General features: G+C 46.5%; 13 protein-coding genes. 8 read left to right on the top strand and 5 right to left on the bottom strand.

The window, feature by feature from the left end; genetic code table 11:
* Positions 1-18 precede the first annotated feature (18 nt).
* Positions 19-696 (bottom strand): L-serine ammonia-lyase, iron-sulfur-dependent subunit beta, encoded by a 678-nt coding sequence (gene sdaAB / locus GXP69_RS13945; RefSeq protein WP_163915696.1) that lies wholly within the window; start codon positions 694-696, stop codon positions 19-21.
* Positions 697-970: 274 nt separating this feature from the next.
* Between sdaAB and GXP69_RS13950 the strand changes: the two genes are divergently transcribed.
* The 3 genes from GXP69_RS13950 (at position 971) to GXP69_RS13960 (ending at position 4,226) form a co-directional block, all read left to right on the top strand.
* A complete protein-coding gene (locus tag GXP69_RS13950; protein ID WP_163915697.1) occupies positions 971-1,936 on the top strand; it encodes a tryptophan 2,3-dioxygenase family protein in 966 nt (321 codons plus the stop codon).
* 268 nt (positions 1,937-2,204) lie between these two features.
* A complete protein-coding gene (locus GXP69_RS13955) occupies positions 2,205-3,782 on the top strand; it encodes an NAD(P)/FAD-dependent oxidoreductase (RefSeq protein ID WP_163915698.1) in 1,578 nt (525 codons plus the stop codon).
* Positions 3,783-3,863: 81 nt separating this feature from the next.
* Positions 3,864-4,226: a CoA-binding protein gene (locus GXP69_RS13960; protein ID WP_163915699.1), complete on the top strand. Its 363-nt coding sequence runs from the start codon at positions 3,864-3,866 to the stop codon at positions 4,224-4,226.
* Between the two features lie 136 nt (positions 4,227-4,362).
* Here the strand turns inward: GXP69_RS13960 and GXP69_RS13965 are convergent, their stop codons facing one another.
* From GXP69_RS13965 to GXP69_RS13975, 3 genes are all read right to left on the bottom strand, one after another.
* Positions 4,363-5,202 carry an SDR family NAD(P)-dependent oxidoreductase gene (locus tag GXP69_RS13965; protein ID WP_235925731.1) on the bottom strand — a complete coding sequence of 280 codons (840 nt, stop codon included), beginning with the start codon at positions 5,200-5,202 and terminating at the stop codon, positions 4,363-4,365.
* A gap of 122 nt (positions 5,203-5,324) precedes the next feature.
* Positions 5,325-7,895, bottom strand: coding sequence for an ABC transporter permease (locus GXP69_RS13970; RefSeq protein ID WP_317164595.1), 2,571 nt, complete (start codon positions 7,893-7,895; stop codon positions 5,325-5,327).
* A 119-nt stretch (positions 7,896-8,014) separates the two neighbouring features.
* Positions 8,015-8,719: an ABC transporter ATP-binding protein gene (locus tag GXP69_RS13975; protein WP_163915700.1), complete on the bottom strand. Its 705-nt coding sequence runs from the start codon at positions 8,717-8,719 to the stop codon at positions 8,015-8,017.
* A gap of 137 nt (positions 8,720-8,856) precedes the next feature.
* On the opposite strand from GXP69_RS13975, the gene GXP69_RS13980 reads away from it, so the two are divergent.
* The 4 genes from GXP69_RS13980 (at position 8,857) to GXP69_RS13995 (ending at position 12,557) form a co-directional block, all read left to right on the top strand.
* The gene (locus GXP69_RS13980) at positions 8,857-9,576 is read left to right on the top strand and encodes an arylesterase (protein WP_317164596.1); all 720 of its coding nucleotides are present in this window, start codon (positions 8,857-8,859) and stop codon (positions 9,574-9,576) included.
* A 440-nt stretch (positions 9,577-10,016) separates the two neighbouring features.
* A complete protein-coding gene (locus tag GXP69_RS13985; RefSeq protein WP_163915701.1) occupies positions 10,017-10,550 on the top strand; it encodes an RNA polymerase sigma factor in 534 nt (177 codons plus the stop codon).
* A gap of 15 nt (positions 10,551-10,565) precedes the next feature.
* Complete coding sequence (locus GXP69_RS13990) at positions 10,566-11,417, top strand: ribonuclease E domain-containing protein (protein WP_163915702.1); 852 nt, start codon at positions 10,566-10,568, stop codon at positions 11,415-11,417.
* A gap of 12 nt (positions 11,418-11,429) precedes the next feature.
* A complete protein-coding gene (locus GXP69_RS13995) occupies positions 11,430-12,557 on the top strand; it encodes an outer membrane beta-barrel protein (protein ID WP_163915703.1) in 1,128 nt (375 codons plus the stop codon).
* A gap of 64 nt (positions 12,558-12,621) precedes the next feature.
* Here GXP69_RS13995 and GXP69_RS14000 read toward each other — a convergent pair whose 3' ends face one another.
* Positions 12,622-13,365: a TrmH family RNA methyltransferase gene (locus GXP69_RS14000; RefSeq protein WP_163915704.1), complete on the bottom strand. Its 744-nt coding sequence runs from the start codon at positions 13,363-13,365 to the stop codon at positions 12,622-12,624.
* A 4-nt stretch (positions 13,366-13,369) separates the two neighbouring features.
* Between GXP69_RS14000 and tamL the strand changes: the two genes are divergently transcribed.
* Positions 13,370-15,796 carry a translocation and assembly module lipoprotein TamL gene (tamL, locus tag GXP69_RS14005; RefSeq protein ID WP_317164598.1) on the top strand — a complete coding sequence of 809 codons (2,427 nt, stop codon included), beginning with the start codon at positions 13,370-13,372 and terminating at the stop codon, positions 15,794-15,796.
* Positions 15,797-15,803 lie beyond the last annotated feature (7 nt).

A 15,803-nucleotide genomic window follows, 5' to 3' on the forward strand; every position in this document is an offset into this window, starting at 1 on the left:
TTCAGATATAAAGGGCGGTTACAGATCTATGTTCGGGATGTAGACCACATGCTTCACCCAGCTCAGTTGCTTTAAATATTCCAGGGTTATTGGTTTTATGCCGGAGTCCATCTCAATGAACTGGCGTGCCATTTCGTTCTTGCCTTTGCGCGAAACGCTCATGGTGGCTATGTTACAATCGTCGTGGGCAATTACTGATGCGATAAATGCGATACTTCCTTTCACATCATCGGCATCTATGATCAGAGTATGCAGGTTAGCAGAAAAACTAGCTGTAAAACCATCTACTTCCACAATCTGGATAACGCCACCCCCACGGCTCTGCCCGATCACTTCCACTTCGCGGTCTTTCGCTTTCAGGTTCAGCTTTATCGTATTCGGGTGCATGGTAGAAGCATTCCCAACCGATTTAAAGGTATACTTCAGACCACGCTCTTTGGCATGATCAAAAGCTTCTTTTATGCGTTTATCGTCAGTTTTAAAATCAAGCAGGCCGGCAACTATAGCGCGGTCGCTTCCGTGGCCTTCGTAAGTGCGGGCAAACGAGTTATAGAAGGTAATAATTGCTTCTTCAGGAGCTGCACCCAAAATACGGATTGCGGCTCTTGCAATGCGTACCACACCAGCTGTATGCGAACTGGAAGGACCGATCATTACGGGACCAATCATATCAAAAACACTGCTCTTTTCGGCCATAACAGGTAATCGGAATTAAAAATATCGTAAAAACCAAATTTATAAATAAACTCCCACTATTACAGCAACTATAGCATAAATTAGCTTTATTTCTACCAATTCAGCCATTTGCCTGACTAATCTCTCACTTTTATCTATTTAAGCTATAGTTTATTTTACGTCGTAGCACCACCTGAACAGTAAGTATCGGGTATAATATTTAAGATTTCTGATGCGCTGCCAGCCTAAAATGTTTACTTTGCAGCCACAAAGCTCAACTCTAAAATCACCAACTATGGACCATAGCTTTAAACCCGAGGTGCTGGAGCAGTTAAAACGCCTTGAGGAAAAGTACGTGCCACTTGGTCAGGACCTGGCCGCTTACCTGGAAGGACTTTACCACACCGATTTCCTGAATTACTGGGACTACATTCACCTGGATACGCTGCTGAGTCTGCAGAACCCGCGCACCAATATTCCGGACGAAAAGATTTTTATCATGTATCACCAGATAACAGAGCTATACTTTAAGCTTTGCCTGGAAGAATACAGACAAATTGGTGAAGATAAAGAAATTACGGCTGAAACTCTAATGAAACGCTTGAAGCGTATCAACCGCTATTTCGACAACCTGATCAACTCGTTTGATGTGATGGTAGATGGCATGGACCCGAAGCAATTCCTGCAGTTTAGGATGGCGCTGATGCCTGCCAGTGGTTTTCAGTCGGCGCAGTACCGCATGATCGAGATTGCCTCTACAGACCTGCGAAACCTGGTAGCAAAAGATAAGCGGTCTGTGCTTGGTTTGCAGAGCACGCAGGAAGAAATGATCGGCTGCATTTACTGGAAAGAAGGCGCTACCGAAGTTGCCTCCGGAGCTAAAACACTTACCCTGATCCGTTTCGAAGAGAAGTATACCCAGCAGTTAATAGAGTTCGCCAAAGCCTACGAGCATAAAAATGTGTGGAGTGTTTACAAGCGCCTGCCGGAAGAGCAACAGCAGAACGAAAAGCTAAAGAAGCAGATGCGCGACATGGACAGCAATATTAACGTGAACTGGCCACTGATGCACTATAAATCTGCCGTACGCTACCTACAGCGCGACCCGGATGTAATTGCTGCTACTGGCGGAACTAACTGGATGAAATATCTGCCTCCAAAATTCCAGAAGCGCATTTTCTACCCTGAACTATGGAACGAACAGGAAACCGAAGAATGGGGCAAAGGCTGGGTAGACAGAGTATTGAATGGCGATATTTAATTGTTGAATGGTTAAACTGATGAATTGTTAATTTGGGAAAAGAGTAAATTCGCTTGACTATAGTTCTCTTTTACTATAAAGATTACATTTAACAACTATAGAAGGCCTCGCAGATTTGAAAAACTCTGTGAGGTCTTTTTTATTTCGAATTGAATTTGCAGTACTTTTGCGTTGTTATCATCAAACTATAGCTGATTTAACCATTTAGCATTTCAGCTATTTAACAATTAATTTAAAAGTTTAAGGCTAACTACCTTACCTGTTATTTATGAGGAAGAAAGAACTGGAGCTAGTACTGGCTCCTGAAGTAGCGTTCGATGCCCAGCAACTGGAACACGAGCTCCTGAAAAGTGCGCATCTTCGCCCCGAAGAAGTAAAATACCTGCACCGCATTAAGCGCTCTATAGATGCCCGTGGCCGCCAGGTGCTGGTTCGCGTAAAAGCTGATTTATACTTAGATACCCCAACAACTGATGTCATCTCTCCTGTTTACCACTATAACGATGTTTCGAAAGAGAAACAAGTGATTATAGTAGGTGCTGGTCCCGCTGGTTTATTTGCTGCCCTGCGCTGCATCGAGCTTGGCCTGAAACCTATCGTTTTAGAGCGTGGCAAAGATGTACAAAGCCGCCGACGCGACCTGGCTGCCATTAACAAAGAGCACATTGTAAACCCCGATTCAAATTACTGTTTCGGAGAAGGCGGCGCTGGCACTTACTCGGATGGTAAACTATACACCCGCTCTAAAAAGCGTGGCGACCTGATGCGTATCCTGCAGATTTTTGTGCAGCACGGCGCCACTCCCGATATTTTATTTGATGCTCACCCGCACATCGGTACAAACAAACTGCCTAAAATTATTGCAGCCCTCCGTGAAAGCATTCGTGAGGCAGGTGGTGAAGTATTGTTTGATAAGCGCGTAACAGACTTTATAGTTGAGCGCCATGAAATGAAAGGCGTAGTTACACAGGATGGGCAGGAATATACTGGCGAAGCTGTTATACTGGCTACCGGCCATAGTGCCCGCGATATATTTGAGAAGCTTCACCAATCCGGCATTACCATTGAAGCCAAGCCGTTTGCCATGGGTGTGCGGGTAGAGCACCAGCAAAGCCTGATCGACAGTATACAATATAAGTGTGAGGACCGTGGCGCTTATCTGCCGGCCTCATCCTATGCCCTGGTGCAGCAAACCTACTATAAGAACAGACAGCGCGGTATTTTCTCGTTTTGTATGTGCCCTGGTGGTTTTATAGTTCCATCGGCTACTGCACCCGGCGAGGTAGTAGTAAATGGTATGTCGCCGAGCCGCCGCGACTCCAAATATGCAAACTCCGGTATAGTGTTGGCTATAGAACTGGAAGACATGGAACTGGACAAGTATGGCCCGCTGGCTGGCTTGCACATGCAGAAGGCGCTGGAACAGAAGGCCTGCCAGATGGCTGGAGGAACACAGGTGGCTCCTGCCCAACTGCTTCAGGACTTTACGCAAGGCAAAGTAAGCAGCACCCTCCTCGATACATCGTACCAGCCCGGCCTGGCTTCTGTAGACATGAACGAGCTGTTCTCCGATGACATGGCGTATCGCCTGCGCGAAGGATTTAAAGCATTTGGCAGCAAAATGCGCGGCTATCTGACCAATAATGCACAGATAGTTGGTGTGGAGAGCCGTACATCTTCGCCGATACGCATCCCAAGAGACCGTGAAACCCTGGAGCATGTGCAGATCAGGAACCTGTACCCTTGCGCTGAGGGAGCCGGCTACGCTGGTGGAATTGTATCGGCGGCAATGGATGGTGAACGCTGCGCGGAGAAAATTGCGGCTAAAGTAAAGCGTGTGCTATAGTTTGTTCTGCTCTGGATATAACAAAACAGCAGGCTAAACTGTAAACTAAGCAGACAACTTGTTTTACTAAATGCAACAACCATGAAAAAGACAGTGGTATTGGGAGCATCTGATAACCCTGCCCGCTATGCCTATAAAGCCATTCACCGGCTGAAGCAGCACGGGCATGAAGTAGTGCCGGTAGGTATTAAAAAAGCATCAGTAGAAGGTCTCCCGATCATTACAGATAAAACCCAGACGATAGATGGCGTTGATACCGTAACGCTTTACGTTGGCCCGCAGAATCAACCGGTTTGGTACGACTATATTATCGGTCTAAAGCCGAAACGCATCATCTTTAACCCAGGTACAGAAAACCACGAACTGGAGAAGCTGGCTGAAGATAACGGCATTGAAACGCTGCACCATTGCACGCTTGTAATGCTTGCGAGCAGTACCTATTAAAAATTTTTCATCTTTTGTATAACCTGCCGAAACAACAGGCCGTATAAAGAAGTGTAGTTTGAGCAGATGGCATTAGTTGTCTATGCTTAACATAGAAAAGGGATCTGCAAAAGATCCCTTTTTTGTTTTATATCCTTTAGAGCCTGCTTTCCGGTATCCTGTTATCCGTTCCATCTTGCTTCTCCTCCATCTGAAAACGCATTGTTGATGCCAAAGCGCTATCTGGCAACACATTGCTTATGCCGGCTTGTACTTTGTTCAATACACCAGACACAACGCGGGTTTCTCCTTTCATTAAAGCATCGTAACCATCTTTGGCCACATCTTCCGGCGACGAAAGCGGTCCGTTGGCAGCACGTGAATTCTCCGCATCTGCACGTTTAAAGAAATAGGTATCGCTGGCACCAGGACACAAGGCGGTTATAGTTATGTTCTTGTCTTTTACTTCGTTTTGCAGCGCCTCGCTAAAGGATAGCACAAAAGCTTTGGATGCAGCATAGACCGCCATCAGGGGCGACGGCATAAAGGAAACTATAGACGCGAGGTTCAGAATCTTACCTTCGTTTCGGGAAACCATATCTTTCAGGAATAGCTTTGTGAGGTGTACCAGGCTGGTAATATTAAGCTGAATCAGATCCAGTTCACGGTCCAGTTCCGTTTCATGAAAAAAGCCATGTACGCCTACGCCAGCATTGTTTACCAGCACATCTACCTGTACACCTTGTTGCTTCAGCTGGTCATAGATTTCCTGCGGTGCCTCCCTGCGCGATAAGTCTGACTGCACAATACAAACCTGCTGCAATTGATGTTCATCCTGCAAACTATAGCCTAGTTCACGCAAACGTTCCACACTACGTGCCACCAGTACCAAGTTGTAACCATCTTTGGCAAACAGCTTCGCAAACTCCATCCCGAAACCATTTGATGCGCCCGTGATAAGCACCGTTTTCTGCTTGTTTCCTTCCATTGTTATCATAGTTGTTTTATACTTCAGTTTGATGTGAGACAAAGTCCAAACTATAGGTTTACTTCTCAAACTATAGAAAGTTGCTTCGGAGACCAACTCTGAAATACGTTCAACTAAGAAAATACCGGGAGTTAAACCTCCCGGCGAAGTACCTCCAGCGGCGGCCTGCTTAAAATGCCACGGCTGTTTACAATACCAATTACTACAGTCAGGAATGTGATACCTAGGAACACGGGTAGCAATGGCCAGAGTTCAGGTACAAAGTTTACCTCAAAGCTGAATACAGCCAGTGCCCAGCTTGCAAAAACAGCCAGTATAACGCCGGTTCCGGATGCAAGAGCGCCAAGCAGCAGGTATTCGAAAGCAGTTATAGTTAAGATCTGCTTCCGGCTGGCGCCTAACGTACGCAACAACACGCTCTCCTGTATGCGCTGAAACTTGCTGATGTTTACCGACCCTATGAGCACAAGTAAACCGGTTGTGATGCTGAACAGGGCCATAAACCTGATAACGAACGAGATCTTACTCAGTATTTCGTCCAGCGTCTGCAGTATCAGGTCAAGGTCAATGGCTGAAACGTTCGGGAATTGTTGCACCAGTGTACGCTGAAACTGCGCCGACTGCTGGTCTGATTGGGTGCGCGTCATCAGGATATGGAACTGGGGCGCTTCTTCCAGTACACCCTTCGGGAAGAGCACCAGGAAGTTACTCTGTACCCGGTTCCAGTCGATCTCACGCAGGTGGGCTACTCTTGTTTTCATCAAAGCGCCTTGCACGTTAAACACCAGCGTGTCGCCAAGCTTAGCTTTAAGCCGTTCAGCATATCTATCTTCTAATGAGATTGGTATAACTTCTGTATCCGGGTTCACAGTACCTGTCCATTTCCCTTCAACTTCACTTTCAGAATCGATCAAAGTATCACGATAAGTAACGCGGTACTCGCGGGTAAAAGCCCAGTCCGGAATACCTAACGTGGTGTCTTTGCGGACATCAGCAGCCGTAAGGCCATTTATCTCTTCCAGGCGCATAGTTACCACAGGCACCAGTTGTTGCACCGGCAGTCCTTCGGCTTTGGTAAGTTCTACCACGCCTTCTTTCTGCGCATTCTGTATATCAAACAACACCAGGTTCGGCTGATGCTCGCTGCCCGAAATAGCTACTTCCGATACCAGCAAGCGTTGCATCAGAACTAATGTAGCAATCAGTGCAGCCCCTAGTCCGACAGAAACTGTAAGTAAGAGCGTTTGGTTATTAGGCCGGTACAGGTTTGCCAGGCTTTGGCGCCACACATAGCCCCAGTTTACAGGGAAGAACCTTTTTACCAGCCACATCATGCCGCGTGCAATCAGGGCCAGAACTATAAAGCCGACCACTACGCCCCCTGTAAAGCCCAGTGCACGCAGCCAGTTACCCAACTGGAAGTAAGCAAACAGCAGCACAAAAACCAGAATCAAACTATAGACTGCCAGGCGAAGCGGATCTTTCTGATTGGTGAGATGCTCGACACTGGACCGAAGCGTAATGATAGGCGAAACATTGCGGATACTGAGCAGCGGCAAAAGCGCAAACAGCACTGAAACCAGCACGCCAATACCAATTCCTTCAGCAATGGCACCCCACGATACAGCCACCGTTACCTCTACCGGCAGAAAAGCTTTAAAGAGCTGTGGCAGGTATAGTTGGATCAGGCTACCCAGCAACGCTCCTATAGTTGCGCCTATAAAACCCATGACCAGCACCTGGAAAAGGTAGATCAAGAAGGCTTGTTTGCCGCTTACGCCGATACAGCGCAGCACACCTATAGTTGCCAGTTTCTCGCGGATGTAAACGTGAACGGCACTTGCAACGCCCACACAACCCAGAAGCAATGCTACAAAGCCAACCAGTGCCAGGAAGCTAGCCAGGTCACTATAGGCGCGGCCTGTACTCTCCTGTCGGCTCTTTACCGTGTCGAAATTGATGCCTTCTTCATCCAGCCGTGGCTCCAGTTTCTTTACCAGTTTGTCGGCATCGGTGTTGGCTGGTAACTTAAAGTAATAGTAGTAGCTAATGCGGCTACCTTTCTGTAACAGACCAGTTTGCTCCAGATATTCTCTTGGTATATAAACCGCCGGTGCTATAGTTGCTGTAACCGCAGATTGCCCGGGAATTTTGTGCAATGCCCCGGCAATCTCGAAGGTCATAGTTCCAACCCGGATGGAATCGCCGGGTTTGGTGTTGAACTGCAACAGCAAGGTTTGATCTACCAGTGCACGGCGTCCACCCTTCCTGAAACTACGACTGGCTTCTGCAGGCTCCGTCTCGATAGCGCCATAGTATGGGAAACCGCCTTCCAGAGCCCGCACCTGCACCAGTCTTGTCCCCTGCGATGCCTGGAAATAGACCATGGATACGAAGCGCACCTCATCAGACCGCTCTCCTCCGATTGAATCTATTAAAGTAGCGATTTCTCCTTCCGGTGGTTTATTCCCGGCCATCACCAGGTCTGCCCCGATCAGGGATTTGGCCTGCCTTTCAATATCAATACTTAAATTATCGCTAAAGGAGTTTATAGCTACTAGTGCTGCAATACCCAAAACTATAGACGAAATGAATAATGCCAGCTTGCCTCTGTTGCGCCGGCTATCGCGCCATGCCATCAGCAGTAACCAGCGTAGGTTCAGCTTTGGTTTTTCCGGAAGGTGTATATAGTTATCAGACACAAGCCTTATAGTTTGGGAGTTAGAGAGTTAATGAAGTTAGAAATTGTGGAAGTTAGAAAGTTAGAAAGTGAAAGGACAGACTTACAAACTATCGTTGATGCTCATTTTTTCCATCTGAATTATAATTCCTGATTCTTTATTAACGCTGTTACTTCGTCGGATACAATGTGGCCGCCTTTGATTCGGATGATGCGGTTGGTTTTTTCGGCAAGTTCCAGGTCGTGGGTTACCAGAACCAGCGTTGTTCCGGCTTCTTTGTTCAGGTCGAAAAGCAATTGTTCTACGCGTGTGCCTGTTTCTTCGTCCAGGTTACCGGTTGGCTCATCGGCAAAAAGGATGGTGGGCCTGTTTGAGAAAGCTCTTGCTATACTTACGCGCTGCTGCTCACCTCCGGATAACTGGGTCGGGTAATGGTCGCCGCGTTCTGCCAGGCCTACTCTTGCCAGTAATTCCTGTGCCTGGCGCTGTACATTACGCTCTCCGCGCAGTTCCAGGGGCACCATTACATTTTCCAGGGCAGTTAAGGTAGGAATCAGCTGAAAGTTCTGGAAGACAAAGCCTACGTACATGTTCCGCACCTGTGCACGCTCGTCCTCACTCATGTTATCCAGTTTAACACCATTTAGAATAACCGATCCGGAAGAGGCTCTGTCTAGGCCAGCGCACAGACCAAGTAAAGTGGTTTTGCCGCTACCCGATGGACCAACTATAGAACAGGTGTCGCCGGCCTGAAGAGCAAAATTAACTTCGTGCAGCACAGTAAGGTGACGGTCGCCGGAGTCGTAGGTTTTGGTTAGATTTTGTATATCAAGTATAGTAGACACTGTAGTTAGATTAAAAGGTGTATACCTGAGAAAAACGCAGGCAAAAGATCTGATGTTTGGCTAAAACGTAATAACTGGTTAAGTTCGTTATCTGTTATAACGAGTAAGGTATAAAATTAAACCAAATAGATTAAAACGTGAAGCTAAATTATAAATCGATCTGTACACTGATACTAAGCATAGTAATGCTTGGCTGCAGCCAACCTGATACAACCGACCGTACGGATGCACGACAGGGTGAAAATGCGGATGGTGGCACTACGGTAGCGGAAAACCCTAAAAAAGAAGAAACCAAAACAATCCTTTTCTTTGGCAACAGCTTAACTGCAGGTTATGGATTGGAACCCTCTCAGGCTTTCCCTGCGCTGATACAGGAGCGTATTGACTCGCTGGGACTTCCTTACAAGGTTGTAAATGCGGGTGTGAGCGGCGAAACCTCAGCTGGTGGCAAGAGCAGGATCGACTGGTTGCTGAAAAAGCCGGTAGATGTGTTTGTGCTGGAACTGGGCGCCAACGACGGCCTGCGTGGCATTGACACGGAAAGCACCTATAATAACCTGAAAACAATCATGGAGAAGGTGCGTGAAAAAAATCCGAACGTGGAGATTATTTTGGCAGGCATGCAGCTCCCTCCCAGCATGGGCCAGAAATACACCCGTGATTTTAGTGAAGTGTTTACAAGGCTGTCCAAAGAAGAAAACGTACACCTGATCCCTTTTTTACTGGAAGGTGTTGGCGGAATACCGGAGCTTAACCAGGCCGATGGCATTCACCCAACTATAGAAGGGCAGAAAATTTTAGCAGCTAACGTATGGGCAGTGCTGGAAAATGTGGTTTCAGCGCCTGTAAACCCATAGTCAGAAAATATTTTGAAAAATTGCACAATTTTTTTCAATTTCTGTAACCTTACATCCGGGTCTCCGTTATTATGTATGGCTAAAAGTTGAAAATTATATTTTCATAAAATCAAGGGCTCTCCATATGGGGAGCCTTTGGTGTTTTAAAGCATTCCTACTTCCCCTCTCCTTATAAGTTAGTCCTATCCCTGCAATTCCCTGTTGCAATTCAAACTATAGTTTAGTTGCTCACGAAAATGAATTCATAATTCATAAATTTTTATAGTTGATAATCAATTATTTATAGTTGGCGATAAGGCTAATTCTAAAAAAAAGAAGAAATTTATAAACCCTCAGGCAACCTCTGGTCTTAACCTTACATCTTAGGTTCAGAAGCGCAGCAAAATTGCTGAGAAACCTTACAAAACGAGCACAGAATATAAGTTAAACTTTTACCCAGCGTGACAGAGCCAGAATTAATAGCAGGATGCCAGCGGGCTGATAGTAAAGCACAGAAGGTGCTTTATGAACGTTATGCATCGCCCATGTACGGGGTTTGTTTGCGCTACCTTAAAAACGACATGGATGCCGAAGAAGCTTTACTAAACGGGTTTATGAAAATTTACCAGAACATAGACCGGTTTGAGGCTAAAGGCAGTTTTGAAGGTTGGATCAGACGCATTATGGTAAACGAAGCACTGGGTTTTTTACGGAAGAAAGAGCCTCTGCACCTGGCCATTGAAGATGGCTACACGCAGATTGCAGATGCCGGTGGTGCAGACCACGACCTGAACGAAGGAGAATTGCTTGGATTATTGCACACTCTGCCTGCCGGTTACAGAGCCGTATTTAACTTATATGCCATAGAAGGTTACTCGCATAAAGAGATCGCTGATATGCTGAACATAACTGAAGGAACATCTAAATCGCAGTTGAGCAAGGCACGCGCAATGTTACAAAAACGACTGACAGGCCACGAAGCCATCGCCAGCTAAGAAAGGAGACAGAATATGGAACCCGAAGAAATAGACAAATTATTTAACCAGCGCCTGGGCAGAATGGCACCCACACCACCTGCCGACCTCTGGAACCGCCTGCAGGACCGCATTCAGGAAGAAATGCCACAAGCCCAGCCGGAGCCACAGCATGAGCAGAAGAGCAGGTTTGGCTTTATATACTATAGCATTGCCGCTGCCATTACCCTGCTGTTGGCCGTTGGTGTGGTATTGAAATTTAACCAGCCACAAGCAATATCCGACCAGACAATAGCACAGGTGGATGTAATTAAACAAGCCGACCAGCCAACTATAGCGCCTGAAACGGAAACGATACCGGAACAAACTATAGCTGCAGCCACAACCCCGGATGAAACGATAGCAGAACCGGTTGTTACCCCGGAACCAACTATAGCTGCTGAGCCAAAAGCTGTTGTTACTAAAAAGCCGGTAACCAGGAATGCTAAAAAGACGGAACGCTGGGTTAAGATGGAAGAAAATGTAAAACAGCCTGCTGCTATGCTGGCGCAGCAAACACCAAAACCTGCAACTACCGTTGAAGTGCCAACCGTAACAACGCATACACCTGCCAGTTTTGCATCGGCAGGCAGCGCAGAGCCGGTTCAGATCATTATCAAGCGCACGGTAAACCAGGATGATGTTGCCTATGCAGCTGCGGAAGAAGCACCGGAAGAGTCCACCTCTTTCCAGCGTAAGCAGAAACTTGCCAAAAACATCTTTAAACAGGTGAAAAATCTATCGAACGGGGAGAAAGTTAACCTCGAAGAAGTTGGCCTGAATGCCGACAGAATTGCGCTTGAAACCAGAATCGGTAAGCAGAAAATCTCAAAAGTGATCAATCTATAACCCCTTAAAACCATGAAACGAATCGTACTACTTGTAATGGCCATCTTCATGGCCGCAGCTACCGGTGTGTCTGCCAAAGGCGGCCTTACCGTTGCCGACAGAGCCGGAACCCAGGATACCATCGTGATAAAGATGGCCAATGGCGCCAAAATGATCCTGCAACTACAGAACATGAAACAGCTGGAGGCCTTCCAGAACTATAGCCTAGACTCGCTGATGCGTGAACTGAACAAATACGTGAAGCAGGCAGAGCAGCTAGAAGGCGCAGCAGGCCAGGACGGCAAACCGAAGCAGATGACCGTTACATTCGATACCAAGGATGGCAATGCGAACACTACAGAAAAAGTAACTGTAACTGTGCAGGAAACAGATGCCAAAGGCAACGTAAAACGGGAGCGCCATGAGATCCGCATCAACAAAGATTTCAAAATTGATGTGAACATCGAAGAAGACGGCGATAACACGAAAGTTGATATCAATACGCAGGACAAGGATACCGTGAAGTACAAGCACGTAGAGAACTATAAAGCAACCCGCTATAACTTTGACATCGACCTTGGCCTGAACAACTTCATCGATAATGAAAATAGCCAGTTCGTGCCTGATCTGAAACCGATGGGCTCACGTTACATCAGCTTAAACTCACACTTGATCTCGCAGATCGGTGGCAAAAAGAGCCCCTTCTACATCGTATCTGGATTGGAGTTCGCTTTCAACAACTATATGTTCGATAAAAATGTGATCATTCAGGACATCGATGATGAGACAGTGTTCACTAAAATAGAAGATATTAGCTACGAGAAATCGAAACTGGCTACTTCAAGCGTGAACATACCACTTATGCCGATGCTGAAGTTTAAGCGTGCTAATGGCAAAGACGGCTTCCACATTGGTGCAGGTGGTTTTGCAGGTTACCGCCTGGGCAGCCACAGCAAGCTAAAGTATGAGCGCGATGGCAACACCATAAAAGACAAAGACCGTGGCAGCTTTAACCTGACCGATTTCCAGTACGGAGCTACCGGCGTGATCGGTTACAACAACCTTACCCTGTTTGTGAAGTATAACATGAACGACATGTTTAAGGAGAACCGTGGACCACAGGTAAACGTGATCAGCTTTGGTCTGCGTCTGCTTAACTAAAATGTCAGTTTGTGAATTGATTGTGTTTGGAAAAGAGCCCTGCGAACAGGGCTCTTTTTTTGCCTTATTTCCAGCGTCTGAAATTATCGATGATGATGGCAGTAGCAGTAGCCACGTTCAGAGACTCGGCATTGCCGAATGCCGGAATCTTGATGAGCTGATTTATCTGCGCTGCTACTTCTGCCCTGATGCCGTTTGCTTCATTGCCCATTACCACAATGCCCTTTGGTTGCAACTTCATCTGGTGGATGTTCTCTCCTGCTAAGGATGCTCCGTAAATCTGGTGTGTTGGGTTCAGCGTTTTCAGCCACTCTTCCAGGTTAATATAATGCACCTGTAGGCGTGTAAAAGAGCCCATAGTAGCTGCAATCACTTTCGGGTTATAAAAATCAGCGCAGGTTTCGGAGCAAATAATCTTTTTGATACCGTACCAGTCTGCAATCCGGATAATGGTGCCCAGGTTTCCGGGATCACGGATATCATCGAGGGCAATAACAAGTTCGTCGAGGTTTACCTGCAACTCGGGCAGCCTCCGCATATAGGCTACGGCTAGTGCAGCGTTATTACTGGCATAGGTGCCGGCTTTTACAAGATCGGTTTCTGTTACTACCTGGTAATCTATATCTTTAAGCTGCCGGCGGTTTTCCTGCTCAAAGCTTTCAGTAACAAAAACATGCTGCAGTTCAAAGTCAGATTGCAGTAATTCGATAACACTTTTTGCTCCCTCCACCACAAAGGCTTGGTGTTGGTTGCGGTATTTTTTTACTTGCAACGAGTTTATATACTTAATAACTGCTTTTGATAACATATCTGTGAAACGTTTGAAGCCACGATTTTACATATTCGGCCTGTTAATTACAATTTTGTTTTCGGCCGGGTGCATTCCTACCAAAGATCTGGGCGAGGACGAAAAGCTGTTGGTGAGTATCAAACCTGTTGGTTTAAAGAATGTTGAGAGAGCATCAGTCGAGAATCTGTATCAGCAGAAACCGAACCGCATGTTTCTGGGCTCTACTCCTTACCTGTGGGTTTACAATGTAGGTAAGAAGTTTTACGACCCGCCCAAGATTGACGAGCGCATACGGAAGCAGCAAAACAAATGGCGCGAGAAGGTACAGGAAGCCGGCAGTGACACAGTAAGAATCCGCAAAATCCGGAAAAAATATACGGACCGTGTTGCCCGACTGCGCGAGAAAAAAGAGAACGGAAACTTTCTGATGCAGCTGGGCGAACCGCCTGCCATATACGACTCTACGCTTATGCGTCGTACCGTAGATCAGATTTCGGTCTTCCTGAATGCCCGCGGATATTTTAACCACCAGATATCTTTTGATAAGAATGAGAAAGGAAAACTGGTGTATGTTACATTAACTATAAACGAGAAACAGCCCTACCGCTATAGTTCCTTTACATATACCATTCCTGATACTGCTATTTACGCGTTGGTACAGGCTACGGCAGGACGTTCGCTTTTAAAGTTAAACGATATTTATAACGAGGACCGGTTAACAGAGGAGCGCACCCGCCTTTACGAACTGGTCCGAAATAACGGCTACTATGATTTTGCCCGTGCCTACATCGAGTTTGAAATCGATACGCTGGGTGTACTTCCGAATGCTGCTGATGTTACGACCATTATCCGAAATCCTGAAACAGGCGGCAAACACCAGGTTTACACAATCAATAATGTATACTTTAAAACTGATGTAGACCGCTTTGGTATTCCGCGCGATACGATCAGGTATAACGACGTGAACTATGTATCCTATAACCACAAATATTCGACAAGGATACTCGATAAAAAGGTAGATATTTACCCGGGACAGCCTTACAGCCAGCTCAGAACGGCCACTACACAGCGCCAGCTTGCCGACCTGGATGTGTTTCAGTTCAACAACATTCTGTATAATAAAATAGGCAGCCCTACCGATAGCACATACAGGTTAAATGCCTATATAAATGCATTGCCTTCCAAGCGCTTTCAGGAGACTACAGAGCTGGGTTTAAACTATACCGAACGTACACCGGGCCCGTTTGCGAGTATCAGGCTTCGTATGCGCAACGTGTTTGGCGGAGCAGAGAACCTGGATTTGGGGATACGAGGCGGTTTTGAAGGTCAAATCAGCTTAACAGATCAGGCTGAAACAGTTATGATCAAAGAGTTTGGTGGCGACATGGCATTGACCTTTCCAACTATAATGGTACCGGGAGGCCGTAACCTGCTTACAAAATACAGCCCACGTACCCGAATTTATACCGGTTACACCAACGTAGATCGCCAGGAGTACAAACGCTCTGCATACGAACTATCGCTGGATTATATCTGGCAAAAATCACGTTCGCCGCTTCAGGCCCCGACCTTGCAGTATATTTTCTCGCCTGTAAACCTCAATGTGGTACAAGTAGATACTATTTCTGATGAATTTAAGCGTAACCTTGAGCGCTATAGCCAGGGAAGCCGCTCGCTCATCGAAAGCTTCAACAGCGCTTTTATATCGTCGATGTCGTTTAGCATGATCTACAATACCAACGACTTTACACAATCCAGGAACGCGCGCTATTTTAGAGGGCTTGTTGAGGTAGGTGGTCTTTCACAGGAGCTTGGCTTAAATGTTCGGTTAGGTGATCTTAGAACATTCCAGTTTGCCCGCATTAACCCCGACTACAGGCGATATATACCGCTGGGCAACAAGCGCTTTTTTGTGTACAGGATAAATACAGGGGTTGCCACTCCTATTTTTAAATCTGAGGTATTACCGTATGATAAATACTTTTTTGCAGGCGGAGCATCCAGTGTACGTGCATGGCAATCACGCCGCCTGGGTCCTGGTTCTTTTGCAGCGTTGGTAGACGAAACCGGTGTACGAGATTTTGAAGCAGAGCAACCGGGCGAAATCCTTATTGAAGCCAGCACAGAGTATCGCTTTAACATTTTCAGCTTTCTGAATGGTGCCTTGTTTGTGGATGCCGGTAACGTTTGGGCCATTGAGCAGGATCCTACACGCCCGGGTGCATCTTTCCGTTTCGATACCTTTTACAAAGAGTTAGCGGTAGGCACAGGCTTTGGCTTGCGCTTCGATCTGACGGTTCTGGTGCTTCGTTTCGATTTTGCTACCAAAGTTTATGATCCGGGAGGCATTAACGGTAAAAAGTTTGTTCTCGGCGATTTCCGCTTCTCAGACTTCTTTACAAGAAGCACACAAAGCAACCTGAATATTGGTATCGGTTATCCATTCTAAGACAATT

The organism is Pontibacter burrus, assembly GCF_010686685.1.
Lineage (GTDB): Bacteria > Bacteroidota > Bacteroidia > Cytophagales > Hymenobacteraceae > Pontibacter > Pontibacter burrus.

Bases quoted from the DNA above. Each gene is read 5' to 3' on its own strand.
- GXP69_RS13955 (WP_163915698.1), top strand. From the start codon at position 2,205: ATGAGGAAGAAAGAACTGGAGCTAGTACTGGCTCCTGAAGTAGCGTTC.
- GXP69_RS13960 (WP_163915699.1), top strand. From the start codon at position 3,864: ATGAAAAAGACAGTGGTATTGGGAGCATCTGATAACCCTGCCCGCTAT.
- GXP69_RS13995 (WP_163915703.1), top strand. From the start codon at position 11,430: ATGAAACGAATCGTACTACTTGTAATGGCCATCTTCATGGCCGCAGCT.
- GXP69_RS14000 (WP_163915704.1), bottom strand. From the start codon at position 13,365: ATGTTATCAAAAGCAGTTATTAAGTATATAAACTCGTTGCAAGTAAAA.
- GXP69_RS13990 (WP_163915702.1), top strand. From the start codon at position 10,566: ATGGAACCCGAAGAAATAGACAAATTATTTAACCAGCGCCTGGGCAGA.
- sdaAB (WP_163915696.1), bottom strand. From the start codon at position 696: ATGGCCGAAAAGAGCAGTGTTTTTGATATGATTGGTCCCGTAATGATC.
- GXP69_RS13950 (WP_163915697.1), top strand. From the start codon at position 971: ATGGACCATAGCTTTAAACCCGAGGTGCTGGAGCAGTTAAAACGCCTT.
- GXP69_RS13965 (WP_235925731.1), bottom strand. From the start codon at position 5,202: ATGATAACAATGGAAGGAAACAAGCAGAAAACGGTGCTTATCACGGGC.